At 70.6% G+C, this 26,008-nt stretch carries 21 protein-coding genes and 2 pseudogenes; 12 read left to right on the forward strand and 11 right to left on the reverse strand.

Annotation, left to right across the window (positions count from 1 at the left end; genetic code table 11):
• Positions 1–116: 116 nt before the first annotated feature.
• Complete coding sequence (locus A6A29_RS39815) at positions 117–2,876, reverse strand: hypothetical protein (protein WP_073728453.1); 2,760 nt, start codon at positions 2,874–2,876, stop codon at positions 117–119.
• Positions 2,877–3,313: 437 nt separating this feature from the next.
• Between A6A29_RS39815 and A6A29_RS39820 the strand changes: the two genes are divergently transcribed.
• The gene (locus tag A6A29_RS39820) at positions 3,314–3,514 is read left to right on the forward strand and encodes a hypothetical protein (protein WP_143197157.1); all 201 of its coding nucleotides are present in this window, start codon (positions 3,314–3,316) and stop codon (positions 3,512–3,514) included.
• Positions 3,515–3,779: 265 nt separating this feature from the next.
• Here A6A29_RS39820 and A6A29_RS39825 read toward each other — a convergent pair whose 3' ends face one another.
• The 3 genes from A6A29_RS39825 to A6A29_RS39835 all read right to left on the reverse strand — a co-directional run bounded on the left by A6A29_RS39825 (position 3,780) and on the right by A6A29_RS39835 (position 7,968).
• Complete coding sequence (locus A6A29_RS39825; protein ID WP_073728458.1) at positions 3,780–4,769, reverse strand: hypothetical protein; 990 nt, start codon at positions 4,767–4,769, stop codon at positions 3,780–3,782.
• A gap of 65 nt (positions 4,770–4,834) precedes the next feature.
• Entirely contained in the window at positions 4,835–6,043 is a 1,209-nt protein-coding gene (locus tag A6A29_RS39830) for a hypothetical protein (RefSeq protein ID WP_073728892.1), read from the reverse strand.
• Between the two features lie 440 nt (positions 6,044–6,483).
• Positions 6,484–7,968 (reverse strand): NAD(P)/FAD-dependent oxidoreductase, encoded by a 1,485-nt coding sequence (locus tag A6A29_RS39835; protein ID WP_073728460.1) that lies wholly within the window; start codon positions 7,966–7,968, stop codon positions 6,484–6,486.
• 367 nt (positions 7,969–8,335) lie between these two features.
• Between A6A29_RS39835 and A6A29_RS39840 the strand changes: the two genes are divergently transcribed.
• Positions 8,336–9,784, forward strand: coding sequence for an MFS transporter (locus tag A6A29_RS39840; protein WP_073728462.1), 1,449 nt, complete (start codon positions 8,336–8,338; stop codon positions 9,782–9,784).
• Between the two features lie 263 nt (positions 9,785–10,047).
• Here the strand turns inward: A6A29_RS39840 and A6A29_RS39845 are convergent, their stop codons facing one another.
• Positions 10,048–10,584, reverse strand: a complete 537-nt coding sequence (locus A6A29_RS39845; RefSeq protein ID WP_073728464.1) for a DinB family protein — start codon at positions 10,582–10,584, stop codon at positions 10,048–10,050.
• Positions 10,585–10,706: 122 nt separating this feature from the next.
• On the opposite strand from A6A29_RS39845, the gene A6A29_RS39850 reads away from it, so the two are divergent.
• Positions 10,707–11,240, forward strand: a complete 534-nt coding sequence (locus A6A29_RS39850) for a GNAT family N-acetyltransferase (RefSeq protein ID WP_073728466.1) — start codon at positions 10,707–10,709, stop codon at positions 11,238–11,240.
• Positions 11,241–11,385: 145 nt separating this feature from the next.
• Here the strand turns inward: A6A29_RS39850 and A6A29_RS39855 are convergent, their stop codons facing one another.
• Entirely contained in the window at positions 11,386–12,057 is a 672-nt protein-coding gene (locus A6A29_RS39855; protein WP_073728468.1) for a FadR/GntR family transcriptional regulator, read from the reverse strand.
• Between the two features lie 97 nt (positions 12,058–12,154).
• Here A6A29_RS39855 and A6A29_RS39860 point away from each other — a divergent pair, with 97 nt between their 5' ends.
• The 5 genes and pseudogenes from A6A29_RS39860 to A6A29_RS39880 form a co-directional block, all read left to right on the forward strand.
• Positions 12,155–12,592 (forward strand): RidA family protein, encoded by a 438-nt coding sequence (locus A6A29_RS39860; protein WP_198953566.1) that lies wholly within the window; start codon positions 12,155–12,157, stop codon positions 12,590–12,592.
• Between the two features lie 92 nt (positions 12,593–12,684).
• A complete protein-coding gene (locus tag A6A29_RS39865) occupies positions 12,685–13,182 on the forward strand; it encodes a cupin domain-containing protein (RefSeq protein ID WP_073728470.1) in 498 nt (165 codons plus the stop codon).
• A gap of 232 nt (positions 13,183–13,414) precedes the next feature.
• On the forward strand, positions 13,415–14,659 hold the full coding sequence (fabV, locus tag A6A29_RS39870) for an enoyl-[acyl-carrier-protein] reductase FabV (RefSeq protein ID WP_073728472.1): 1,245 nt from the start codon (positions 13,415–13,417) through the stop codon (positions 14,657–14,659).
• 334 nt (positions 14,660–14,993) lie between these two features.
• Positions 14,994–15,197 (forward strand): hypothetical protein, encoded by a 204-nt coding sequence (locus tag A6A29_RS46080; protein WP_198953567.1) that lies wholly within the window; start codon positions 14,994–14,996, stop codon positions 15,195–15,197.
• A gap of 66 nt (positions 15,198–15,263) precedes the next feature.
• A pseudogene (locus A6A29_RS39880) lies at positions 15,264–15,605 on the forward strand (flavoprotein); the annotation flags it as partial.
• 169 nt (positions 15,606–15,774) lie between these two features.
• Here the strand turns inward: A6A29_RS39880 and A6A29_RS39885 are convergent.
• The gene (locus tag A6A29_RS39885; protein WP_073728894.1) at positions 15,775–16,713 is read right to left on the reverse strand and encodes a LysR family transcriptional regulator; all 939 of its coding nucleotides are present in this window, start codon (positions 16,711–16,713) and stop codon (positions 15,775–15,777) included.
• A gap of 261 nt (positions 16,714–16,974) precedes the next feature.
• Between A6A29_RS39885 and dnaE the strand changes: the two genes are divergently transcribed.
• Positions 16,975–20,571 (forward strand): DNA polymerase III subunit alpha, encoded by a 3,597-nt coding sequence (gene dnaE, locus A6A29_RS39890; RefSeq protein WP_073728476.1) that lies wholly within the window; start codon positions 16,975–16,977, stop codon positions 20,569–20,571.
• Positions 20,572–20,588: 17 nt separating this feature from the next.
• Here the strand turns inward: dnaE and A6A29_RS39895 are convergent, their stop codons facing one another.
• Positions 20,589–21,920, reverse strand: a complete 1,332-nt coding sequence (locus A6A29_RS39895; protein ID WP_073728478.1) for an aspartate aminotransferase family protein — start codon at positions 21,918–21,920, stop codon at positions 20,589–20,591.
• 90 nt (positions 21,921–22,010) lie between these two features.
• On the opposite strand from A6A29_RS39895, the gene A6A29_RS39900 reads away from it, so the two are divergent.
• Entirely contained in the window at positions 22,011–22,760 is a 750-nt protein-coding gene (locus A6A29_RS39900) for an SDR family oxidoreductase (RefSeq protein WP_073728895.1), read from the forward strand.
• On the opposite strand, the gene A6A29_RS39905 is transcribed toward A6A29_RS39900, so the two are convergent.
• Both A6A29_RS39905 and A6A29_RS39910 read right to left on the reverse strand, forming a co-directional pair.
• Positions 22,689–23,273, reverse strand: coding sequence for a DUF6309 family protein (locus tag A6A29_RS39905; protein WP_241838824.1), 585 nt, complete (start codon positions 23,271–23,273; stop codon positions 22,689–22,691). The two genes, A6A29_RS39900 and A6A29_RS39905, sit on opposite strands and share 72 nt — an antisense overlap.
• Complete coding sequence (locus tag A6A29_RS39910) at positions 23,270–24,067, reverse strand: phytanoyl-CoA dioxygenase family protein (protein ID WP_198953568.1); 798 nt, start codon at positions 24,065–24,067, stop codon at positions 23,270–23,272. The genes A6A29_RS39905 and A6A29_RS39910 overlap by 4 nt, the downstream gene beginning before the upstream one ends.
• A gap of 251 nt (positions 24,068–24,318) precedes the next feature.
• On the opposite strand from A6A29_RS39910, the pseudogene A6A29_RS39915 reads away from it, so the two are divergent.
• Positions 24,319–24,681 (forward strand): annotated as a pseudogene (locus A6A29_RS39915) (substrate-binding domain-containing protein); the annotation flags it as partial.
• On the opposite strand, the gene A6A29_RS45655 reads toward A6A29_RS39915, so the two are convergent.
• Positions 24,674–24,952: a hypothetical protein gene (locus tag A6A29_RS45655; RefSeq protein WP_158074509.1), complete on the reverse strand. Its 279-nt coding sequence runs from the start codon at positions 24,950–24,952 to the stop codon at positions 24,674–24,676. The pseudogene A6A29_RS39915 and the gene A6A29_RS45655 overlap by 8 nt on opposite strands.
• A 162-nt stretch (positions 24,953–25,114) precedes the next feature.
• Here A6A29_RS45655 and A6A29_RS39925 point away from each other — a divergent pair, with 162 nt between their 5' ends.
• Positions 25,115–26,005: a hypothetical protein gene (locus A6A29_RS39925; protein ID WP_073728484.1), complete on the forward strand. Its 891-nt coding sequence runs from the start codon at positions 25,115–25,117 to the stop codon at positions 26,003–26,005.
• Positions 26,006–26,008 lie beyond the last annotated feature (3 nt).

Raw genomic sequence — 26,008 nt, forward strand, 5'->3', positions numbered from 1 at the left:
GAACGTTCATGGCCTCCTCGTGCCGATGGCACCGGCCCCCGCTGCGGGGGCCGGTGCCATCGGCCAGGTGGGTGGTGCGCTCGGGTGCCGTCAGCGCGGGATGTGGGCCCCGGGCGTCAGCGCCGGGCCCCGTCCGTGACCTTTCCTGTGACGATCGGCCCCTCCGTGAACTCGCCGTCCGCCTGGTAGACATGCGCCTGAATCCGCAGGGACTCCTCCGGCTCGGTCAGCGCGTCGGCGATCGTGGGCACGGACACCTCGATGCTCGTCTCGCCCTCGGGGACGCCGGTCCAGAGGTAGGAATCGATCGTGGACAGGGGCCGCTCCGGGTCGGCGGACCCGCCGAGACCGGCGAGCCACTCCTCGTCGACGTCCTTCGTGGACAGTTCCGTGCCTTCGAGCACCGGCAGGAAGGTGAACGGCGTCTCGATGTTGATGTCGGCGGGCTCGGAGAGGCTCACCCTCCAGGTGAGCGTCTGCCCCTCGGTCACCGAGTCGGCGACCGGGGTCACGGTGACCGTGGGCATGGGGTCGTCGTTCTCGACGAGGACGCCCCCGAGGGCGCTGCCGACCGCCGTGCCGCGCACGGCCTTGGCCGCGACCTCGTGTTTGAGGTCGAAGTCGAAGCGGGGGTTGCCCTTGACCGTGATCGGCACGTCCACGGAGCCACCGGCCTTCACTGTCACGGTGCGGACCGTGGTCCTGTCCGTCTCGGGGTCCAGGACGGAGAGCTTGATCACGCCGGTGCCCTTACCGGTGACCTGGACGGGCACGCGGTAGGTACGGGTGCCGGAGTCGCCCTCCTTGACCGTCAGTCTGCCGATGTCGACCCGCGGGAGCGCGACGGGGCGTACCACCGGGGTGCCGGGGCGCCAGCCCCAGGCGTCCATCAGCCAGAACCGGCCGGAGTCGCTGAGCGGGGTGAGCTCCAGCGACCGCACCCGCTTCAGGTCGACACCGGCGCCGACAGCGGCCTTCAGCGGGACACGGACCTCACGGGCCCAGTGCGCGGCCGTCAACGCGGAGCCGGGAAGGCCGTCGACGGTGACCTGACCGAGTCCCACCCGCTTGCCGGAGGTGTCGGTGAGGGCGACGTCGAGCCGGGTGCCCCGGGTGTTCGGCGGCACGATCACCCGCAGGGCGAGCGCGTCGGAGCCCGCGAGTGAGAAGGCGCGCCCCGGTGTGAGCCGGACCGGGGTGCCCGGCTTGGTCCAACTGGCCGTGACCGCGTTGCGGTCCGGCTCGTCGTCGGTGGCCGTCCAGGACGCGAAGTGCGGCGACTGACCGGGCTCGGAGCTCGGCTTGCAGGCATCGGTGTCGCTCGTCGTGACCTGCCGGCACACGCGCCCGTTCGACACCGAGAGCGGAGCGTCGGGCAGGATCGCCGGGATGCGGTTGCCGCCGACGGCGTGGGTCAGCACCCGGGCGGGGCCGGCCGAGGGCGCGCGACGGCCGGAGCCGTCGAGCAGCGGGCGGACCCGGTCGTCTCCCGCGAGGAAGAGCCGCGCGGCGGCAGCGATGTAGGTGGTGCCCGCCGTCTGCTGCTGCTCGGCGCTCAGCCGGGTCTCGGCCTTTGACGAGCAGACCGGGTCCTCGTCGTCCCACACGTCGTCGGCGGCCGGGGCCTCGGCCTGGCCGGGCGTCCACTCGGTGTTGAAGAAGTTGTGGTTGGCGCCGACCATGTACACCGCGCTGTGCAGCGCCGTGCCCCGGCCGATGCCCCGGGTGCCGTCGAGGTAGATCTGGCCCTGAAGATTGTTCACATCGCCGTCACAGCCCGGCAGGATGGTCATGGAGGGCACGTCGGGCGTGGGGTTCTGGCCGAAGAGGGTGGGGCCGATCATAACGGTGCCGCGGATTCGCCAGCTCACCGGTCCCCGGTAGCCGTCCTCGGCGGGCGGCGGCGGGGAGACGCTGTCGAGGGCCGCCCGGTTGACGCCCTCGCCGCCCCGGGAGTGGCCGACCAGGAGCACCTTCGAGAGGTCGGCGGGCTTCATGGCGCGCACGGCCTCGGGGGCCTTCGCGGGGTTCGCGCTCCAGGTCGCCCAGCGGGCGAGGTGCCGGCGCACGAGGGACGAACGGGCCTGCGCCCCGTGGTCGGCCGTGCGGCCGTCCTGCGCGTTGACACCGTTCGCGGAGATGGAGACCGTCACATAGCCCTGGGACGCGAGGCGCTTCTGGTCGTGCAGATGGCCGCGGTAGCTCGGGACCTCCTTGTAGCCCGGCTTGCACGGCCACTGCAGGGCGGGCATCTTCTCGTCGGGCTCGTAGCAGGTGGCGTTGCGGCCGTGGAGGAAGAGTGCCAGCGGCCGCTTCCCCGGCGCGTCCGTCGGGCCGACGACCGTGGCACGCATCTCCACGGGCTCGGCGTAGCCCGGCAGCTTCACCGACTTCAGGACGTACTCACCGCTGGTGGTGCGGTACTTCCCGGCGACACCGGGGTCGACCGGGTTGGCGGGGAACGGCTCCTGGGGCTCCGTCGCGGCCGCCGAGCGCCGCTGACCGGGTGCGTGGCCGGCCCCTGCGGCGTCCAGCCGCCGCGAACCGGCGACCACCTGGAGTTCGCCCACCGGTCCGACCTTCGCCCCGTCGAGGCGGAGCCGGAAGACGCGGTGGTCGGGGGAGGGCTCCGGGACGCCGAGGGTGCGCTCCCCCGAGCGGAACTCGACCAGGGCGCCGCCCATGCCCACGGGCTCGGGCGAGCTCCAGATCAGTTCCCCGCCCTGGAAACGCCACCCCTCCGGCAGTCGCTCCCCGGAGGCGCCCGAAGGCGCGCCGGGTATGGACTCGGGGGTCGGCTGCGCGTGCGCCGGCGCACCCGCCGCCAGCGCCGCGACCGCCAGGGCGGCCGTCAGCGCGCGTGAGAGCTGTCTCACGATGGTGTCTCCTCGTCGTTGGTGTGCTTCAGCGCCCCCGGTCTCCCCAGGGGCGCCCCCCGCACCGGGGAGAGGGTGACGTGCCGTCACCGGTTGTCCTGCCTCGGGAATCTGACAGGAATCTGACAGGAATCCGACAACTGTCGGACGGGAGGCGGACGGAAGCGCTGGGACCGGTCCGGTGAGCGAGCATCCTGGCCCGGACCGGAGGTCCGACGTCCGCGCGGCGAACGGGGCCCGGTGACCTGTGCTCGCGGACACCCGTGGTGACGTCGTTGCGCTTGCCACCGGCGAGGATCACGGTGGGCGGTGCGCCGTGCGCGTACCTGAACAGGGGGTGTGGCGATCAGGTGTGACCATCGGTACGTTCTGCCCGCGTGGTTGGTGCGTCACGTGCGATCGTGCGTTTCCCGCGTGCATCCGAACAGCACGGGCCGGTGGAATTTCTCGTCGTGAACGCGGGCATCACCCATGCCGGACCGGTGACAGGAATGCGCGACGAGCAGTTCCGCGGCGTCTTCCTGTGGACGGCGGACTCGACACTTACCTCGTTCAGCCATCTCCTGGCGGTGACGCCCGGCCGTCTGATGTCGGTCGTCATGGGGGCGGAGCACTACTCCGGCATCTCGCCGCGTTGATCCCCGCCGGCGGTGACCGCATCTTCCTGGGGAGCGCCGTCGGCGCATGGCTCGCGGGTGTATCCGGGCCGGCCGCGGCTCTGATCGTGGCCGGTGTGAGGGGAATTCCGATGCTGCTCACGGTTGGCTGGTACTTCGCGCCGCCGAGCGGAGAAAGCCGGAGTGTCGCCACGGCGCCCCGGTGGAGGGGAGCCGCCGCGCTCCGGGCCGCAGCAGTCCGCCTTGGCTGCCGATGGTGGGCGTACAGCGCGGGGTCTCCGCGAGGTCACCCGATGGGCGCCGGGGCGTTGTGCCGGTCCGGGAGCACGCTGTTCCGCGGTGGGCTCGCGGGCAGGAGGTCGCTGTGGTGCCGGTGGAGCAGGTCTTCGTGGGCGGGGGTGAAGAGCGTCCGTCCGGTGCCCACCGCGACTTCGGCGTCGTCGACAGTGGCCAGTGATGGGGTGCCGGCGAGCGCCGCGGACGGGTCGGGATGGCCCACGGCGCGCAGAAGGCGGGTCAGGGCCTGTGCACGGGCTCCGGTGGTGGGTCCGGTGAGTTCTTCGTGGGTGAGGACACAGACCGCGGGGTGGTGCAGCATCCATTGGCTGCGACGGGCCTCTTCCATGCCGGGGAAGCAGGGGTCGGTCAGTGCGAGGGTGATCCGGTCGTCCAGGGTGGGCAGGGCCGCGAGGATGTCACGGTAGATGAGGTGCTCGGGCATCGAGCCGACGCGGTCGGCGGGCTGGGAGAGCATCCGGATCTGGCTGATGATCCGGTCGCGGATGTCGCGGTGGTGGAAGACGAGGGGTGGCTGCCGCCCGGCGTGCCAGGCGCGCAGGAATCCGGCGTCGGCCCGTTGGAGGTCCAGGCCGGTGAGGTACCAGCAGCCACGGCCCGGCAGCAGTTTGAGCAGTGCGCTGTCCGGCAGGTGGGCCAGGCGGGCCTCGGTGCCCGGGTCGACGGGTGAGGCGAGCGTGGTGGGCTGGCCCAGGCGCATCCACCAGACCCGCCACAGGGCGCTGACCGCTTCCTGGAAGACGGTCTCCAGCGCTTCGCGGTTCTGCCTCTGCCCGTGCAGCAGCAGGGTGGCCCGGTCCTGGCCGCAGGCGGCCTCCAGCAGGGGGTAGACCTCACCCGGGCCGGGCCGGTCGTCGCCTCCGCGTGGGTCGCCGCTCATCGTGCCGTAGGAGGTGTAGCCGAGGGCGGTGGTGACGTCGGCGAGGAGCGGGGTGCCGCTGCCTCGCAAGGAGACGACGATCATCTGGGGCACGGCCATGGAACATCTCCAGCGGGAAGGCGGCGGTCGGGTGGATCGGGGTCCCGCGCAGGGAGCGGGGAGGGTCAGCGGTTCACGGTCACCCCGGCCGGCGCGGCGGTGGTGAGGAGGAGGTCCTCGTAGGTGTGGTGGTGGCGGGTGGTCGTACGGTGGTGGAGCAGACCGGCCGCGCGAACGTGGTCGCCGGAGTCGATCAGGGCGCGGGCGAGGGTGTCCTGGATGATCTCGCGTTCCACGCGTACTCCACCGATGCGCTCCGCCTTCTCGCCCAGGGTGCTCAGCAGAATCACCGCTGTCCGCGGTCGGCCCGAGGTGATCTCTGCCAGCGCCTGGACCACGGGGGCCAGGACCTCGCGGTAGTCGGGGCGTTCATCGGCGGCGGCCCGGCGGGCCAGGGCACGCAGGTCGTCGGTCGCGGCCTCCACGGCCAGGGCGAGGGCGAGGTTGAAGGTATGGAAGACCTCCGCCGTCCCGCCCGGTGCGCTCAGCAACTCCCGTACATGGGCCGGATCGCTGCGTCCGGCCGGTGCCTGACCGGCGAGCAGCAGGCGCCAGTTCGTCGCGGCCCGCATCCCGACATCCGCACGCCCCAGCGCCGCGTCCGCCCGCCGCCGTGCGTCCGGGAAGTCACCGGCGGCGATCGACTGCAGCGCCGCATGCCAGTTCAGATGACGTAGCTGCACCGCCTGCGGGTCGGAGGCGAGCCAGCTGTCCAAGAACGAGACGGAAGCGCGGCCGAGCCCCATCTCGTGTTCCGCGTGGGCGAGGGCATGGACGGCCACACCCGCGCGCGGGTACAGGTCCAGTGCCTGCTCGGCCAGTGCGTGAGCCTCCTGTACGCGCCCCTGTTCCGACCTGGTCGCGGCAAGCCAGCTCGTCCACGGCCAGTTGTCCGGGCCTGCCAGCATCGACTGCCGCTCCACGAGAGCGTCGCCGTGCGCGCGGTAGGCCGGATCCCCGCAGGAGGAGAAGGCTCCCAGCATGAGCCCCGCCACCTCGTCGGCCGGCCACCGGTCGAAGTGCAGCGTCAGATGATCGGCCGCAAGCCGGTACTGCCGGTGCGTGTACAGGAACACCCCGTACACCAGGCTCGCCTGCCACTCCCCCGCGGCCAGCGCGTCGCTGTGCGCGACCACCAACTGCTCCTGCAGCGCGGCATCGTCCAGGCTGTCCCCGGTCGCCAGTGCCAGCAGCGCCCTCGCCACACCGCAGCCCGGCTCCCCCGCCACCCACGCGCGCAACAGAGGCATCGCCCGCCCGCTCAGCGCCAGCATCTCCCTCACCGCCGGGTGCTCCACCGGCTCACCCGCCGCCACAGTCGCCTCCACCTCGGCCGGCCACCCGTCCTCGCCCGCTCCCCGCCGGTAAGACCGCAGCCGCGAACAGGGCGGTGCACACGACGCGGCTGATCCCGCAGCGATGACCCGGCAGGATCGGCGGCAGGCCCACCTGGTTGCCGCTCGCCATACCGCTTGCCGTGCTGCGCATCCCCACGCTCATCGTGCTTCTCCTCCATGCCGGAACCGGCTTCCCGGTGATCCGCCGACCGGACCGCTCGCCGGATGGACCCGGTCCGCACGTCGACCAACGACGGACCGCCACTCCCGACACGCCCTGAAGGTCGGGCCGTTCCTCGTCGGCCCGGTGGGTGACGCCTGGACGAGCCATCACCCGTAATACGAAGGCCACCGCGTGCGGTGCACCCGCCCGAGGGTCAGTCGGCCGTCGACGGGGCGCTGTGGCGGGCATGGGTGGCGTGGAGGTAGCGGTTGAGGTGCTGGACGTGGGCCGGGGAGGCGTCGCGGACGGCGCCAAGGATCTCGGGGGCGAGCGCGAGCGGCCGGTCCAGGCGTTCGAGGGCCTGTCGGGCTTCGCGTCGGGCGTGGGAGGCGACCGGTCCGGTGTCGAGGAAGTAGGGCAGCCGCAGCCCGTACTCGGTCGCCGTTTCGACCGCGTCGGCGACGTACCGATCGATGGCGGCGTCGACGGTCGTCGTCTCGATCGGGGCTCGGAACGGTGTGAACGGACCAAAGGAATCCGGGACGGGGCCGGGGTCCAGGATCATGTCGGCGAGACGGCGGGCGATCACTGGTGAGCTGTGGAATCCGTCGCGGTACGTGCCCGTGGCGAGGAACAGTCCGTCGATGGGGGCGGGGCCGAGGAGGGGAAACCGGTCGAGTGTGACCGGGCGGCTGCCGTAGTGCCATCGCTGGATCGCGGACATGCCCAGGCGGACGTCGAACTGCTCGGTGGCGAAACGCAGCAGGGACTGGGTGACACCGACGCGGGGTCCGGCCGGAGGGTCGAACAGCACGATGTTGGTCGCGCCGATGTACTCCACGCCGCCGCCGAGAGGGACCAGGTGCATCCCGCAGGCGCCCGAGCGGGTGGGGGTGCGGATGACGTGGTCGAAGCCCACGGGCTCCTGGCGCAGGGTCTGCACGGCGAAGCCGGTGCCGTGCAGCAGTGGTGGCGCCGTGTGATCGGGCGCCACCCGGCCCAGGAGCTGCTGCGAAGCGGTGCCTGCGGCCAGCACGACCGCCCCCGCCGAGACCACCCGCCCGTCCTCAAGGCGCAGTCCGCACGCCGCGCCATGGGTGCTGACCAGCTCGGACACCTCGCCTTCGAGGGAGGTGACACCGGTCCGGCGGCCCGCGTTCTCCAGCGCCAGGAGCAGGGCGCGGGCGTCGAGTGACCCTTCTCGTTCCAGGTACAGGGCGCGTACGGGGCGCTCGTGCGGGACGGGGCGCAGGACGTGAATCTCTGCGGGGTCCACCTCGTGATGTGGCTCGGCGTGCTCCTTGAGCGCGGCGTGGACGGCCTCGAAGTTCCGCACGGCTGCGGGTGTCGCCTGTGCTCCCAGGATGACGAACGTGCCCGGGGACAGGGTGGAGGGCAGCGAGGCCGCTCCCTCCGCTCCCTCGTGGTGCAAGCGCTCGAACCACTGCGGCCAGGCATCGAGCGCCTCACGCGCGAGCGCGAATTCGGCACGGGCGGCAGGGTGCCGAGCGGTGGAGTCGGTGACTTCGGCGAAGCAGTTGAGCATGGCACCCGCCGCTGTCGTGGCCGAGCCCGGCCGCGAGGCCGGCCCGACCACGACCACCCGCGCCCCCGGAGACCGACGCACCAGTTCCAGGGCGATCGACAGCCCCAGCACTCCGTTGCCCACCACGGCCACATCCGCTGTCGTCCCCCACATCCCAGGCTCCCTTCCCGCCACGGCCGTCGCGGCAGCCTTCCCACCACGACGACCGCACAACCCGCGCCCCCGGGAGCGGCCGGAGTGTGGCCGACCGCCGTCGGAAGGGTGCCTCTCATACCGCCCACGGGCTCCCGGCCCTCGTCGAGAGCGACGAGGAACGGTTCGCCGCCCGATCTCCTCGCCGCCCGATCTCTTCGCCCACACCCAAGAGCAAGGACCGGTGGACGCCGGACGACATACCCGCGAGCACTTCGAGGACACCCGCTTTCCGTCGGCAATTCGGGGACCGACGCAGCTCGGAATACCGGAGGGGGGTATATTGCTGATCCCGAGGAGATACCCCCCTCCGGTATAGGAGATAGCTATGTCAACCCCAACCGCCCCTCCCAGTCCGCGCCGCTGGACGGCGCTCGTCCTCATCGCCCTGGCTCAGTTCGCGGTCATCATGGACACGTCCATCATCGGTGTCGCTCTCCCCAAGATGCAGGTTGACCTGGGCTTCTCCCCGGAGAACCTGTCCTGGGTGTTCAACGCCTACGTCGTCGCCTTCGGTGGGCTTCTCCTGCTCGGCGGGCGGCTGTCCGACCTGTTCGGCGCCAAGCGGATCTTCGTTGTCGGCTGGACGGTGATGGCCGCGGGATCCCTGGCCGCCGGCCTCGCCTCCGAGGTCTGGGTCGAACTGACCGGCCGCGCCCTGCAGGGCGTCGGTGCCGCACTGATCGCCCCGTCCGCGCTGACCCTGCTGATGATGCTCTTCGGCTCCCGCCCCAAGGAGCTGACCAAGGCGCTGGCCCTGTACGGCGCCGCGGCCCCGGCAGGCGGCACCGCCGGCGTCTTCCTCGGCGGTGTCATCACCGAGTACGCCAGCTGGCCCTGGGTGTTCTACATCAACATCCCGATCGCCCTGGTCGTGCTGGCCATCACCCCGTCGGTCATGCCCTCGGCCCCGGTCCGCCGCGGCTCCATCGATTTCGCGGGAGCGGCCACCGTCACCGTGGGACTGGCCACCGCCGTCTACGCCATCGTCCGCGCCCCCGAAACCGGCTGGGGCTCGGCCGAGACCTGGCTCGTACTGGCGGCCGGCGTGGCCCTGATCGCCGCGTTCATAGCCATCCAGTCCAAGCGCCGCGAGCCGCTCATGCGGCTGGGTATCTGGCGGGCCCCCAACCTGGCCGGGGCGAACATCGCGCAGCTGCTGATGGCCGCCGCATGGATCCCGATGTGGTTCTTCCTCAACCTCTACCTCCAGCAGGTCCTGGGACTGGGCGCCTTCGCCTCCGGCGCGGCCCTACTGCCCATGACGGTCGCCACCATGATCATGATGGTCGTCCTGGCACCCCGCCTGATCGCCCGCTTCGGGACCAAGCCGCTGATCGTCACCGGTCTGCTGGGCCTCGCGGCAGGCATGCTGTGGCTGTCCTTCGCCCGGGCCGACGGCACCTTCTGGGTCGACGTCCTGCCTGCCTCCCTGCTGGCCGCGGTCGGCATGTCGCTGGCGTTCATCCCCTCCCTCGGCACCGCACTGTCCAGTGCGCGCCCCGAAGAAGGCGGCCTGGCCTCCGGCATCGTCAACACCAGCTACCAGGTCGGCTCCGCTCTCGGACTGGCCGCGATGACGGCCGTGTCCGCGGCGTACGGCGCCCGCGAACTCGGCAACCCCGATGCACTCACCAACGGGTTCTCCGCCGCCTTCCTCGGCGCGGCAGCACTCGCCGCCGTCGGCGCGCTCGCGTCGCTGCTCACCCTGCGCACAGCCCCCGCGCCGGATTCCCCTCACAGTGAGGAGCAGACCGCCAAGGCGGACGCGGCCTGAACCCGCCGGGCTCATCGCGCGCCCGCGACGCACGTGCCGCCTGACCGGAGGAGCCCTGTCAGGCGGCACGGGGAGTTCAGGGGGCGGCACCCACCCGCCACCGGCGGGGCCCACCCGCCGCGGAGCTGTCCGTCAGCGGCTGCGGCTCGGGCTTCCGCGACGCTCGGCCGGGACACCCCGGCCGAGCGTCACTTGCGTACCCGGGGCAGCCGGACGGCCAGGCCGGGGCGCGCTGTTCGCGCAGGAGATCATGGATCGGTTCCTCACCCGTTCGCCTTCGCCGATGCGGCACGCAACAGCCGGAGTTGACCGATCTCGGCGACATTCTTCATCAGCTCCGCATTCACCCAGGCGACCATGTGGGCGACGGTGTACGAAGGGTCGTTCTGCCACGACAACGGGGCGGTGGCGTCCAGGTCGATGTCGGTGAGGCGGTCCAGTACACCCAGCCAGTCCCCGCGAAGGAGGCGCAACCACTCGATGGCCGCGCTCCCCTCACCCGGCCAAACGACGTCGGTCCGCGCCCGTGGCACCTGCCCCCGCGCGTGATCGATGCTCACGCTCCACCACCAGCCGATATGCCAGGTCAGCCAGCCGATCGTGGGGATCGGTACGGGCTCGGGCTCCGTATCCGCCCAGTCCGGAACCCACCTTCCGTCGGCAGCCGCGCGCACCGTCCAGCACAGGGGTGCGGGTTCCCACAGGAAGTCCTCGGGCTCCAGCCGCGCCATGTGGTACTCGAACAGCGACCAGGTCAGGTCGAACTGCCCACGCAGCAGGTCACATCGGGAAGCGCTCACCGGCCCGACCCTGGCACACTGCCGTGTCACCTGGAAAGCGACTATCAGGTGCACCCGGACCGAATTCCGCCCCGGTGAAAGTGGTTTGCCGCGTTGGATCGTGCTGCGTAGCGTCGCCACTCGTGACTTCCACCCTGCGGACGGCCCGCCTGCTCCTGGACCCGTACACACCGGAAGACGAAGAGAGCTTCGTCGCGCTCTTCCAGGACCCGAGGGTGTCCCGGTGGATGGGTGAGGGCCCTGCTCCCGAGGCAGCCGACCGGGCCCTGTTCGGGCGGATCTTCAGCAAGGTCTACGCCCAGGACCTGTTCGACGTCTGGGCCGTTCGTCGGGGCCGGCTGCTGATCGGGCACGCCGAAGTCAAGCGGACCGACACCGTCGGAGGCTACGAGATCATCTACGCCCTGGCTCCCGCAGCCTGGGGTACCGGCCTGGGGACCGAGGTGGCGGAGGCGATCGTCGCCCACGCCTTCGACACGCTCGGGCAGACCGAGGTGCACGCCACCGTGGCCTCGGAGAACACGGCTTCACTCACCCTGCTGGGCAGGATCGGCTTCGAGCACATCCGCGACATCGAGGAGGACGACGGCAGCACGACCCAGGTGTTGACCCGCCGCCGCCTTTCTGCGGCCGACGGGTCCCTCTCTTCCCGCTGAGGCGTGAGGGCGCCAGGGCGCTGAGGCGTTGGGCGTAGGGCGTAGGACGTAGGGGGCAAGCCAACCGCTGCCCCAGTCGTTCCGTCGGCGTGTCGGCGAGCGGGGCGAGACCACCCGGGCATGCGGCGTCCCTACCGCTCTCCGGTCAGCCCTGCGGCGGGGTGAGCGCCTTGAGGCTGGGGCGGATCGCCGCCGCGGCCGCGTCGGCCGCCGCGGCTTCGTCCCCGGCCTCGATCGCCGCCAGCAGTGCTTCGTGCGGCTCGGCGCCGCTCTCCTGGATCACGTCCTGGCTGCGCAGCGCGTGCAGGCTGTCATGGAGCCTGCCGACGAAGAAGCGGTAGCACTCCAGCAGCACGCTGTTGCCCGCCGCCTCCACCACGGCCAGGTGGAAGTCGGCGTCGGTGCGGGCGAACTCCTCCGGTTCGGTGGCGCGGTTCCGGGCGGCCAGCAAGCTGCGCAGCCGCCGCAGGTCGGCATCGGTGCGGCGGGTGGCGGCGAGCCGGGCCGCCTGAACGTCGAAGCCGAGCTGCACCTCGAACACCTCACGCACATCGGCGGTCCCGAACCGGCGCAGCATGGGCGCGGGATTGGCCGTGGAGACCACATAGGTACCGGCCCCCTGCCGGGTCTCCAGTACGCCGAGGTGCACCAGGGCCCGTACCGCCTCGCGGATCACCGTACGACTCACTCCCAGCTCCTCGGTGAGCCGCTGCTCGGTCGGCAGTCGGTCCCCGATCACCCAAGTGCCCTGCTCCAGAGCCTCATTGAGCTGACCAACGACCTCGTCGACCGAGGACCTGCGGCCGATCATGCGCATGAGTGCTCCCTTTCCCGCCGATTTGCGATCTTCCAGCCCTACCGTATCCTGGTCACCTGCCATCATTCATCAGTCATCATACAAATTTGGAGCTACGGTGAAGCAGTTCGTCACACCCGATTCCCTGGCCTGGGCCGCACAGCTGCGGGAGGACACCGGGGCAGACGCGATGCCGTTCGCCCCCGCGGTCGTCACGCGCGGCGACACCGTATGGCTCTCGGGCGCCACCGCCTACCCGCTCGTGCATCAGCACCCCCACGACGAGGCCGAGCTGACCGTTCCCGAAGGCATCGGGGAGCAGACCCGGGCCTGCCTGGACAATCTGCTCATCGCGTTGAAGGCGGCGGGCGGCGAGATCCAGGACATCGTGAAGGTCACCATCTTCAACACCGACATGGACGCCCAGGACGAGGTCAACCGGGTCTACGCGGAGTTCTTCGGCGAGCACAGGCCGGCACGCAGCCATATCGGGGTCAACCGGCTGGTCGGCCCTGAGCTGAAAATCGAGATCGAGGCCGTAGCGGTCCTCGGCTGACAGTGCGTGACCCTTGACCAAGGGCGCGCCGCCCTTGGCCGAAGGCGCGCTGCCCTTGGCGGACGGCGCGTCGACTACCGCAGGAGCAGGTAATGTCCCTCTTCATCCCCGACTTCGACGGAACCGTCGTCGTGCGCTCCGCAGACGCCGAATTGATCGGCAAGGGCGGCCCGGTGACCAACCAGTTGCTCGTCGACAGTTCCGCCACGGGCGGCGCGCTCTCCAGCATGCGGGTCACCCTCGACAAGGGTGCGAACGGTGCCCGCCCGCACCACCACGGCAAGTCCGCCGAGATGTTCTACGTCCTCGACGGCACCGCCCAACTCCTGTCCGGGGATCAGGTGGTCACCGCGGAGCGCGGGGACGTCGTCGTCGTACCGCCCGGCACACAGCACGCCTTCGCCGCGGCACCCGGCGAGATCGCGGACATGCTGGTCATCATCACGCCCGGCGTGGAGCGCTTCGAGTACTTCCGACATCTGGAGCGCATCCGTTACGGCAAGGTGCCGCCGGAGAGCCTCCTCGAAGTGCAGGAACTCTACGACTCCTATTTCGGGACGAGCGCTGTCTGGAACGCCGCCCGCGCATGACGATGCCCGGCGCGGCGACGTCCGTGATGTGCGGGAAGGGGAAGAGCGCGGGGCGGCGCTCATGATCCTGCGGAGGAGCGGGAGTGGCGGGAGTGGCTGGAGTCTCCAAGATCGGCTGCCCGTTACTGTCCCGGCCGGGAATCCCGCCCGGGTCCGTGCGGTCGCAGACTGACGGAGTGCGGTGGATCGGTCGCGGCCGCACCCCCCTCCCCCATTCCAAGGACACAGGCCTGTGAGCGAACGCGTCATCACCCCCCGTAACCGTGGTTTCCTGTTCATCGACTCCCACCCGACCGGCTGTGAGCGTGTCGTCGAGCAGATGTGGCAGGCAGTCCCCTCCCCGGCCGACTCCCCCGCCGCCTCGCCGGACGGTGCAGCGCACAGCGCGTCGGACGGTGCGCCGGTCGCGCTCGTGATCGGCTCGTCCGCCGGCTACGGGCTCGCCGCCACCGTCGCGGGCCTGGCGAGGGTCGGCGTCCGGGGTATCGGTGTGTGCTTCGAGAAGGCACCCGACAGGCGTACCGGAACGGCGGGCTGGTATCGCACGGCTGCCACCGCCCAGCTCGCCCGCAGCCACGGCCGGGACATGGTCTTCCTCAACGGCGACGCCTTCTCCGACGCCATGAAGGACCAGGTGGCCGATCTGCTCAAGCAGCGCTTCGACGGGCGGCTGGACTACCTCATCTACTCGGTGGCCGCGCCCCGGCGCACCGACCCGGACACCGGCGTCACGTACGCGTCCGTCCTCAAGTCCATCGGCGAGGCGCACCGGACGAAAACTCTCGTCTTCGACGGTGACGGTGCGCCCGAGGTACGAGAGGTGGAGTCGCCGCCCGCCGAGGGTGACGACATCGCCCGGACGACCGCCGTCATGGGCGGCGCCGACTGGGAACGGTGGATCGACCATCTCGCGGCGCGGGGCCTGCTCGCGGAAGGTTTCACGACGGTCGCGCTCTCGTACATCGGCTCAGCGTTGACCGCCGGTATCTACCGGCAGGGCACCATCGGCGTGGCCAAGGCCCACCTCGAACAGACCGCCCGGACGCTGGACGAGCGACTGGCCGAACTCGTCGGCGGCAGGGCGGTCACCTCCGTCAACGGCGCCGCCGTCACCCAGTCCTCCACGGCCATTCCCGGCATCGCCCTCTACCTGGGACTCCTGCGCGGGACCCTCGGCGACGCTCTCGTACCGCCGATCGCGCAGCTCACCGATCTGTGGGACCGGCTCACCGGCACCCGTCCGCTCGACCCGGACGATGAGGGCCGCATCCGTCTCGACACCTGGGAACTCGCCCCCGACGTGCAGAGGGCCGTCACGGATCGCTGGAACCGCGCCACCACCGACACCATCGGCGAGCTGGCCGATCTCGACTGGTTCCACACGGAGGTCAAGCGCCTGTACGGCTTCGCCGTGCCCGGAGTCGACTACGACGCTCCGGTCAGGACCGACATCCCGTGGCCCGGCACCACAGCCTGACCGTCCGAAGCGATGCCGCTGTCAGCGCTCTCCCGTCGACACGCCGAAGTGGTCGTGCAGTGCTTGCCGGCCGAGGTCGCTCACGGTGAGCGCGCGCGTCGTGCCGATCCGCGTGACCAGCCGACGGTGAGTGCGTGGCCGCACAGGGCCGCACCCACGGCACCGCCCATGTGGGGGCGGCGCTCGGTCCAGTCCAGGCACGCACGCACGCACCAATGGGCGGCGCGAGCCGCCCGGCACAGTGATGCCGACCTCGGCCGGCCAGACCGCGCCCTCACCGGTCAGGCCCGGCTCGGGCCCCCACGTCAGCAGCCCGCGCTCGACCATCGCGTCGGTGACCGCCGGCGCACCACGACACTCCGTGCCCCGGGCGGAGCTCGTCGTGCCCCGGGCGGAGCTCGTCGTCACCGACGACCCGAATCCCGCGGACATGGCGCTGATCTCCGACGCACTGGACCGGTTCAACATCGAGCGGACGGGAGTCGATGACCGGCGGCCTCTCGCCGTCCTGGTCCGTGATCCCGTACACACCAGGTGATCGGCGGACCCTGGGAGAGGTCCCTTGCGATCCACCGGGAACCAGCCGCGTCTTCATGACGGAGGCGGCCTCGACGAACGGCTCCAGGCTCCCGCCTCGCTCGCCCCGCTGATCGACCCCAACCAGCATTCCTGCGGCACCGTCTACCCTCATGGCCACCGCGAACTGTCCCACCCCGAACCCGGCATCCACCTGGTCGGCATGAAGTCCTACGGCCGCGCCCCGGCCTTCCTGGCGATGACCGGCTACGAGCAGGTCCGCTCCGTCGCCGCCGCCCTCGCCGGTGACACCGAGTCCGCCGACCGCGTCGAACTCACCCTCCCGGAAACCGGAGTCTGCGGCGGCGCCGGACTCTTCGACGACCCGGCAGCCGAGCAGGCCGACGCCGGTGGCTGCTGCGACGCCCCGTAACCCGCCCTCGACCGGCCCTGCCGAACCCGTCGGGACCGGTGGCTGCTGCTCGTGACCGAGCTCGATGCCCGCGGGGCCGCGACCGGAACGGCCCCCGGTCGTGGCCCCGCGCCGAGCGTCACGCGGGTCGCCGACGGAGACATCGGCCACTGCGCCTTCCCCGTGCTCAATCGGGACGCCGGGCCCAGGCCGGTGTCCAGGTCTCGCCGTCGGGGCGGCCGGGGTACGCGGCGGCGAGGTGGGCGCGGAGCGCGGCGAGGGCGGGGTGCTGGTTGTCGGTGTGCCAGAGCAGGGAGTGCGGGTAGACCGGGGTCGGGTCGTGCATCGGGATGCGCCGCAGGTCGTGGCCCGCGGGCCAGACGAGCGGGGTCTGTTCGCTGACGAAGGTCCCCAGCGTCGAGGAATCCGCGATCGTGTCGAGGAGGGGTTCGATGCCGAAGTCGGGGCCGATCGCGTCGAGGGTGAACCCGAACGCGGCGGCGAATTCGTCGTAGTAGGCGGCCCACTCGGTACCGGGAATGTTGCCGGGCATCCAGATGCGGCGCCCGGCGAGCTGGGCGGGCGTGATCGCGCGGGCGGCGGCGAACTCGTGGGCCGGTCCGGTGAACAGCTGAAGGGGCTCGTCGAACACCGGGGTGGCCTCGACACCATCGGGGAGCTCCCGTCCGGGCATGGTGACGGCACGGAAGGTCGCGTCGATCGTTCCGGACCGGATGGCCGCGATGGCCGTACCGGAGTCCAGGAGGGTCACCACATCGAGTTCGACGTCGGGGTGTGCGCGGTGGAAGTCGCGCAGCAGACCCGCCACCGAGAGCCGTCGGCCGATCACATCGACGCGCAGGGCGCGGCGTCCGGGTCGCACGGACGCCGCCGCCCGCTCCTCGGCTTCGAGGAGTGCACGGGCGTGCGGCAGGAACGCCTGCCCGTCGATGGTGAGCCGGGCTCCCCGCGCGGTGCGATGGAACAGTTGCACGCCGAGGTCCTTCTCCAGCACGGCGATGCGCTTGGAGACCGCCTGCGGAGTGATCGACAAGGTGAGGGCGGCTTCCTGGAACTGTTCCGCGTCGACGGCGGTGACAAAGGTACGCACGGCAGTGAGGTCCACGTGTCCCATCCTAGGCACGCAACCGATCGTTGTTTCTCCCGGGCGAAATAGTTGTTTGATTCCCGTACTCGACGCTCGCTTTGATGTCTCTGGTCAACGTGTGGTTTCGCAGGCAGCGCAGCAGGACGGCGGCGTAACCGCACCGCGACGGACCCGGCCCCACACTGGCGACCGATGCCGGTGCCCTCGGCAGCCGTCGACGGCTCCCCCGCGTCGCGGACCGGGGTGGGGCTTCCCCCCTCGCATCGGAGGCGACCGCCCGTGCCGGATTCATTCGTCCATCTGCACAATCACACCGAATATTCGATGCTGGACGGCGCACAGAAGCTGAAGCCGATGTTCGGGGAGGTGGCCCGGCAGCGGATGCCCGCGATCGCGATGAGCGACCACGGCAATATGTTCGGCGCCCATGAATTCGCGCAGGTCGCGAAGGACTTCGGGGGCATCACGCCGATCATCGGCATCGAGGCGTACGTGGCGCCCTCGTCGCGTTTCGCCCGGAAGCAGGAGTTCTGGGGGCCGGGCGGCCGTCGCGCCGTGAGCGCCGACGGGGAAGGGTCGAAGGACGTCTCCGGTGGCGGCCGTTTCACCCATATGACCATGTGGGCGCGGAACGTCCAGGGCCTGCGGAACCTGTTCCGGCTCAGCACGCGGGCCAGTTACGAGGGCCAGTTCCCGGCCGGGAAACCGCGTATGGACCGCGAGTTGATCGCTGAGCGGCCCGACGGCATCATCGCCACCACCGGCTGCCCCTCCGGCGAGATCCAGACCCGGCTGCGGCTGGACCAGTACGACGAGGCGAAGGCCGCCGCCGCGGCCTACCAGGAGATCTTCGGCCGCGAGAACTACTTCCTGGAGCTGATGGATCACGGTCTGGACATCGAGCGTGAGGTCCGCGGCGGTCTGCTGCGCCTGGCCGGGGAGCTGAGCATCCCGCTGCTGGCGACCAACGACGCGCACTACGTCACCGAGGACCAGGCCGATGCCCACGACAGTCTGTTGTGCATCGGGGTCGGCAAGAACAAGGCCGACCCGGGCCGTTTCCGCTTCAACGGCTCCGGCTACTACCTCAGGACGGCCGCCGAGATGCGCCGCCTCTTCTCGGAGCTTCCGGAAGCCTGCGACAACACCCTGCTGATCGCCGAGCGCGTCGAGTCCTACGACGAGGTATTCGACTACGCCGACGAGATGCCGCGGTTCCCGGACGTACCCGAGGGCGAGACCCAGGAGTCATGGCTGCGCAGGGAAGTGCTCACAGGCCTGGCGATGCGCTACGGGAACCCGGTGCCCCCGCACGTCATGGAGCGGTTCGAGACCGAGATGACGGTCATCGGCCCCATGGGCTTCAGCTCCTACTTCCTCGTGGTGGCGGACATCTGCGCCCACGCCCGGAAGAACCGGATCCCCCTCGGTCCGGGCCGCGGATCGGCCACCGGTTCCCTCGTGGCCTACGCCACCCGCATCACCGAACTGTGCCCCCTGGAGCACGGCCTCCTGTTCGAACGGTTCCTCAATCCCGAGCGCATCAACCCGCCGGACGTCGACCTCGATTTCGACGACCGCCAGCGCGACAGAATGGTCCGTTACGTCACCGAGAAGTACGGCGACGAATACACCGCCATGGTCAACACGTTCGGCAGGATCAAGGCCAAGAACGCGACCAAGGACTCCTCGCGCATCCTGGGCTACCCCTACTCACACGGCGAGCGGATCACCAAGGCGCTCCCTCCGGATCAGAACGGCAAGTCCGCTCCACTGGCGGCCGTCTTCGACCCGTCCCACGAGCGGTACGGCGAGGCCGGTGAGATCCGGCAGATGTACGACAACGAGCCGGACGTGAAACGGGTGATCGACACCGCTCGCGGGGTGGAGGGCCTGACGCGCGGCACCGGTGTGCACGCCGCCGCGGTGATCCTTTCCAAGACGCGGCTCACCGACCGGATCCCGCTGCACATGCGGGCCTCGGACGGCGTGCGGATCACGGGGTTCGACTACCCGTCGTGCGAGGCCATGGGATTGATCAAGATGGATTTCCTGGGGCTGCGGAACCTGGGCGTCATCGATCAGGCCATCGAGAACATCCGCGAGAACCGGGGCGTCGACCTGGCCACCGTGGATCCGCTGGACGGTGGCTCCTCGGCCGTCGTGATCCCGCTGGACGACGCCACCACGTACCGACTGCTGGCCGAGGGCAACACGTTCGGGGTGTTCCAGCTCGACGGCGGTGGCATGCGGGTCCTGCTGAAGCAGATGGAGCCCACCCGGTTCGAGGACATCGCGGCGGTCAACGCCCTCTACCGGCCCGGCCCGATGGCGGCGAACGCGCACACCAACTACGCGCACCGCAAGACCGGCCGCCAGGAGATCACCCCGATCCACCCCGAGCTGCGAGAGGCTCTGGAGCCGATCCTCGGGAACACCTTCCATCTGCTCGTCTACCAGGAGCAGATCATGGCCATCGCCCGGGAGCTGGCCGGGTACACCCTGGGCGGCGCCGATCTGCTGCGCCGTGCGATGGGGAAGAAGAAGCCGGAGGTGCTGGCGGCGGAGTGGGACACGTTCCACAGCGGCATGCGCGCCAACGGCTACACGGAGGAGGCGGTCAAGGCGCTGTGGGACGTCATGCTTCCGTTCTCCGGCTACGCGTTCAACAAGTCCCACACCGCCGGGTACGGACTCGTCTCGTACTGGACGGCCTATCTCAAGGCCAACTACCCGGCCGAGTACATGGCGGCCCTGCTCACCTCGGTCGGCGACGACAAGGACAAGGCCGCGGTCTACCTCGCCGACGCCCGGAAGAACGGCGTCCGTGTTCTTCAGCCGGACGTGAACGAATCGGTCGCGGAGTTCACCGCGGTCGGCGACGACGTGCGGTTCGGGCTGCGGTCCGTACGCAACGTGGGCGACAACGTCATCGACGCCGTGCTGGCCGCCCGCCGGAGCAAGGGGAAGTTCACCTCCTTCTCCGACTTCCTGGACAAGGCCGGGCTGCCCGCGCTGAACAAGAGGGCTGTCGAGTCCCTGGTCAAGGCCGGCACCTTCGATTCCCTGGGGCATTCGCGCAAGGGACTTGCCGCCCTTCACGAGGAGGCCATCGACGCGGTCATCCCGGTGAAGAAGGCGGCCGGTTTCGGGCAGGACGATCTCTTCGCCGGCCTGGGCGGAGGGGGCGGTGGCGGACCGGCTTTCGGCCTGGACCTCGCCATCGACGACGCGGAGTGGCCGCGCGGACTGCTGCTCGCGACCGAACGGGAGATGCTCGGCCTGTACGTCTCAGCCCACCCGCTGGACGGTGCCGAGCACATCCTCTCCGGCGCCCGGGACTGCTCCATCGCCGAACTGCTCGCCTCCGGCCGCACGGCCGGGGACGTGCGGCTCTCCGGGCTGATCACCGGCGTCCAGCTCAAGGTGACCAAGCAGGGCAACGCCTGGGCCATCGTGCACCTCGCCGACCGGGACGCCGGGATCGAGGTCCTGTTCTTCCCCGCCTCCTACCGCCTCGTGCAGCACGCGCTCGCCGAGGACAACGTCATCTCCGTCACCGGCAGGATCGAGGACCGCGACGGAACCGTGAACATCTTCGGCAGGGAACTCGCGGTACTGGACGTGTCCTCGGCCGAGCACGGCGGGAGGCCACCCGTGCGGCTCGCGCTCCCCTCCCACCGGATCACCGAGCGGTCCGTGGGCGAACTGAAGAGGATTCTCGCGGACCACCCGGGCGACAGCCCGGTCCACCTCAGCGTCCGCGGCGCGCGGAAGACCACCGTCTACGCGCTGGAGGCCAGGGTGGACGCCACCACCATCGCCTCCGACGTGAAGGGCACGTTCGGGGCCGAAGCCTGGGTGGGCCTCGTGTGATGCCGTGCCGGGCGCGGCTACAGGACCGCGAAGGCCTCCTCCACGGCCCGGCAGGTGGCCGCGAGGTCGTCCTCCGACACCACGGCGGGCACGAACCAGCAGGCCATGGCGTAGGCGTTGGTGTGCACCCCGCGCTTGAGCAGCTCGTGGCGGAAGGCGTCGTACCGGGGCTGGTCGGTCCGCAACAGGTCCCGGTACTGCCGTGTGGGGGTGCCGTCCGGGGTGAACACCACCTGAAACATGGCGCCGACCCCCTGGACCGCGCACGGCACGCCGCTGTCGTGCGCGGCGCGGCGCACCGTTTCCATCACACGGCGCCCGGTCTCGTCGATCCGTTTGGTGACGGCGGGGTCGTTCAGGGCGCGCAGTGTCACGAGGGCAGCCGTCGCGCACAGGGGTGACGCGTTGTAGGTGCCGCCGTGTTTGACCTCCGCGCGGGCCAGTGGCTCCATCACCTCGCGCCGGCCGGCGAAGGCGGCGATCGGGAGGCCGCCGCCCAGTGCCTTGGAGAACACCGCGAGGTCCGGCAGCACTCCGAAGAGCTCCTGGGCGCCGCCGGGGCCCGTGCGGAATCCGGTGCACACCTCGTCGAAGATCAGCACGATCCCGCGTGCCGTGCACTCGTCGCGCAGGAGGTCCAGGAAGCCCGCGTCGGGCATGGTGCAGGCGTTGTTGGCCACGATCGGTTCGCAGATGACGGCCGCCAGGTCGCGGTGGGCGTCCAGGACGGCCCGCAGGGCCGCCGGGTCGTTCCACGGGCAGACCACCACGTCGTCCACGACACCGGCCGGAATACCGGGCGAGTGGGGTACGGAGTGGGGCGCCTCGTACGGTCCGGCTTCGGCGACGGTGGGGCGGTTGGAGATGGCCAGGGTGTCGGACCAGCCGTGGTAGTGCCCCTCGAATTTGAGGATTCCGGACCGTCCGGTGTATCCGCGTGCCGCGCGCACCGCGCCCTGTACCGCCTCGCTCCCCGAGTTGGCGAAGCGCACCAGATCCGCGCAGGGCACCATCCGGCAGATGAGCTCGGCCAGTTCGACCTCCGGCATGTTGCAGGTGCCGAACATCGTGCCGGTGTGCAGGACCTCGGTGAGGGCGTCGGTGAGGAGCGGGGAGGCGTGGCCCAGGATCGCACTGCCGTAGGAGACGAGGTAGTCGATGTACTCGTTGCCGTCGACGTCCCGGATGCGGGCACCCGAACCGCTCTGCATGTAGAGCGGGTACGGGTGTGGTCCGGTCGAGGTCAGCCGGGCCGAGGAGCTGATCCCGCCGGCGAGGGATGCCTGCGCGCGCTCGAACCAGGACCTGCTGCCCTCGGTACCGCCGAGCGCCGGGAAAGCGTCATTCATCGCTGCTCCTGTTTGGAGGGGAGGACGGGGGGACACGCTCCGAGAGCCACGCGTGCGGTGGCTGACTCACGGAGAGAGGATGTGTGCGACGTGGTGGTGAGAACGGCTGTGGTCACGGGGGCGGGGAGCGGTGTCGGGCGGGCCTGTGCACTGGGGCTGCTGGCCGACGGCTGGAGCGTCGTGCTGACCGGCAGGCGTACGGCGCGGCTGGAGGAGACGGCGGCGCTCGCGCCCGCGGCGGACCGGGGACGCGCCGTGGCCGTCGCCGCGGACATCACCGACCCGGTGGCCGTCGATGACTTGTTCGCGACGGTGGGAGAGCGGTTCGGCCGGATCGACCTGCTGTTCAACAACGCCGCCGACACCATGCCGTACACCGCCACCGAGGATGTCGGCGTCGAGGACTGGCACCGGGTCATGGACTCCATCGCCACCGGCACCTTCCTGTGTTCGCGGGCCGCGTTCCGGATGATGAAGCGGCAGTCGCCGCGAGGCGGGCGGATCATCAACAACGGTGCTCCTTCCGCCCAGGCGCCCCGCCCCGACTCGATCGCCTTCACCGCGGCCAAGCACGCCGTGGCCGGGCTGACCCGTTCGCTCTCCCTCGACGGCCGCCGCTACGACATCTCCTGCGGCCAGATCGACATCGGCAACGTGACCCCGCACGACCGGCCGCAGCCCGAGGTGCGCCAGGCCGACGGGTCGCTCCGGGCCGAGCCGACCATGGACATGCGGCATGTCGTCGACATGGTGCGCGCCATGGCCGCGCTACCGGCCGGGGTGAACATTCAGTCCGTCCTGGTCATGCCGAGCTCCATGCCGTACATCGGCCGGGGATAGCCCCGCGACGTAGGCCCGCACCCAGCGGCCGGGCACCAGGTGCCCGGCCTGCTGCCAGGCCAGCATCCGGTGCAGTCCGTCGAGGTGGATCAGCCCCTCGCGGACCGTCAGTGCCTCGTAGTCCTGGCCCGGCACCGCGCTGGTGCTGAGGAACAGCGGCCGGGGCCGGGCGTGGGTCTGACGTGCGAGCTTGCGCCGGCACAGCGGATTGGTGTCGGCGTACGACGTTCCCAGTGCGGTGAGCCGGGATGCCGCCGCTGCCACGGTCAGGCCGGTCCTCGGGATCAGCTCGACCTCGCCGTTCTCCCCGAGATGCCAGGGCAGCACGACGTCGAGCACTTCGGTGCCCTCCAGCATCACCTCGTGCCAGCGGCCTCCGAGGGTCAGCTGGGCGTTCTGGATGTGGGTCCGGGCTTCGTCGTTCGAGTTGGCCTCGTCGTCCGGGTCATAGGGGTGCTCACGGCTGAATCGCCTCATGAGTGCGTCAAAGGTGACCGCTTCCAACACCTTCATGCCGGCGTTCCCGTTCCTGTGCGGACGTATTCGCTGAAATGCCGGTCGGCGAACAGTTCCGGCCAGCGTCCCTGGCCCAGTCCCCGTTCCCGGCCCACGGACAGTACCTCGCGCCAGTACGGCTTGACCGGGGGCCACAGCGTGCCCGTCCGGCAGTACGACGCGTCGATCATGTAGCGGGGTCCCCCGCCCGCCGTCGGACCGGGCGCGGCGCGCCGGGTGTGGAACAGCGCGGAGTGCAGGAGCACGGTGGAGCCGGGCGGAAGCTCGTCGATGAGTACTTCACCGGGCCGCACGGTCGTCCCGAGGTGTGTCCACGCGTCCTTCTCGGCAACGAGGTGATGCGATCCGGGCAGCACGGCCAGGGAGCCCACCGTGGGCTGGAGCCCGCCTATGTAGTGCAGGGTGTGGATCATGGGCTGATCGCGGTCCCGTTGCGGCCGCTGCTCGTAGTCGTGGTGCCAGTTCTTGCCGCTGCCTCCGGGCGGGCGGCGGTCGCTGTGCAGGTGGTGGAAGACGAAGGACGGCCCCAGCAGGCTGTCGTCACCGAGCAGTTCCAGCAGGGGGGCGTGGGCGGCGAGTTCTCCGTGCGCCTCCATCCGCAACTCCACCACCGACGGCGGAGCGCATTCCTCCGGGCGTAAGCACGCGTCGATGGATAACTGCCGCAGACCGGAATCGACCCACTCGTCGACTTCGCGCGCGAGGCGCTCGACCAGGGTGCCGGGAAGCAGTCCGGGCAGCACGAGGTAGCCGTTCTCCTTGAAGTTCGCCACCTGCGCTTCGAGATCCATGAAACCGATCACGCGATGAAACCCCCACTATTCACCGAGATGCCAAGAGACGTACCGCCGAGCGTCCGGTCCTTTCTATCCCTCTCCACTACGGCGCACGCCCCGCCGACCGACAATGGCCAAAGGCCAGCACTTTGGCCGGAACCGCCGCGAGGGGCGGCAGAGGGACACGACCGTACGACGGCCGCTCACGGCGGCGTGGGTGTGGACGCGTGCGGACAGGGCGCCGTCCCGGATCAGCCGGGCCGGCCGCCCCGTACGACGGGATGTCGATCGGCATCATCTCGGCGCTGAAGAGCGCCGGTTACGGCAGCGGGGACCAGCCGCTGCCCGTCGTGACCGGCCAGGACGCGGAGCTGGCTTCGGTGAAGTCGATCATCCGGGGCGAGCAGACACAGACGGTCTTCAAGGACACCCGCAAGCTGGCCGCACAGGCGGTCCAGATGGGCGACGCCGTCCTCACCGGCAAGAAGCCCGAGGTCAACAACACCAAGGACTACAACAACGGCAGGAAGACCGTGCCGTCGTATCTGCTGGACCCGGTCATTATCGACAAGTCCAACACCCAGCTCCTGGTGAACGAGGGGTACTTCACGGCGGGACAGCTCAAGTGACGGGCCGCCCGGTCCTTGAGATGCGCGGCATCACCAAGACCTTCCCCGGCGTCACCGCACTCAGCGAGGTCTCCTCACCGTGCGCCACGGGGAGATCCACGCGATCTGCGGCGAGGCGGTGGGCGCGGAGGCGGTCGGCCGCCTTCGAGCCGCCCGCTGGGCGCAGCGCCCGGCGGGTCGCGTGGATGGCCAGTACGCCGAGGATCAGCCGGACCGGCGCGCCGCTGATGAGGACGGCCGCCGGCACCCACGCCGCATGGCTCAACTCCATGGAGAGCATCTTCGATCACCCCTTCGTCGGTCGGGAGTCCCGGTCTAGCGCGATCGCCCGACGACGCGCCGCCCCGCAGTCGCGCGGTACCGGTCCGCGCGGGGGTAACTCCGCGCGGCTGCGCCCCTTTCCGTCGAGCGCGTGCCGGGGAAGTATGCGGCCATGGCACACGTGAATGAGCCGCGCGCCCCTTGGGGCAAAGGGCCGAAACGCGATCTTCCCTTCCCCTACGACCGGGACCTGTCCGGGGTGCTGCGCCATCTCAACCGACGCACCCGCGCCTTCCGGTCCCGGCTGGCGAACGACCCGGTCACGGCCGCGTATCTGGCGGCCGGGATGCGGCTGCTCGGGCGGCATCTCGGCCCCGGCTCCCCGGGCCGTGCCCACGGAGAGCGGCCCTTCCTCAGCTTCCTCTCCCAGCGCGCGATCGCCGCCGAGGTCGCCAACAACCCCCGGCCGTTCCCCCGGCAGGGCACCGTCGCGATGCTGCGGGACCGCTGGAGCGCCCAGTCGGAGTTCGTCGCCGATCTGATCAGCTTCGCGGTGTGGCGGGAGAACTACCGGCCGGAGTACCGGGAACAGCGCGCCGCGAACACCGAGAAGCTGGTGAGCGGGCCGGACTTCGTCCGCGCGGTGCACGAGACGGCGTACCAGCACACCGCCGAGGGCGCCGCCATGCCCTCCGTCCGGCTCGGGCTGGCCCTCATGACCGCCGCCGAGGGGGACGAGGAGATCATGCGGGCCGTCTCCGCCCTGTACGAGGACTATCTCGGTTCCTGGAAGGAGCTGTACGGCGCGGTGATGCGGGAGCGCGGTCTGCGGCTGCGTCCGGGTCTCACACTCGGCGACCTGGCCGACGCGCTGTCCGCGACCACCGACGGAATGACACTGCGCGCCATCGGTGACCCCGGCTCCGGGGTCGTCGACCACGAGAGGCGCCGCTCCCTCATGGGCACGGTCGCCCTCGCCGTGATCCACGGGTTCCTCGAACCGGACGAGGATGCGAGCGGTCTCACGCTGGAGCAGGCCGTCTCGGCGAGATTCGACACCTGACCG

This window comes from Streptomyces sp. TSRI0281 (assembly GCF_001905125.1).
In the GTDB taxonomy this organism is placed as follows: domain Bacteria; phylum Actinomycetota; class Actinomycetes; order Streptomycetales; family Streptomycetaceae; genus Streptomyces.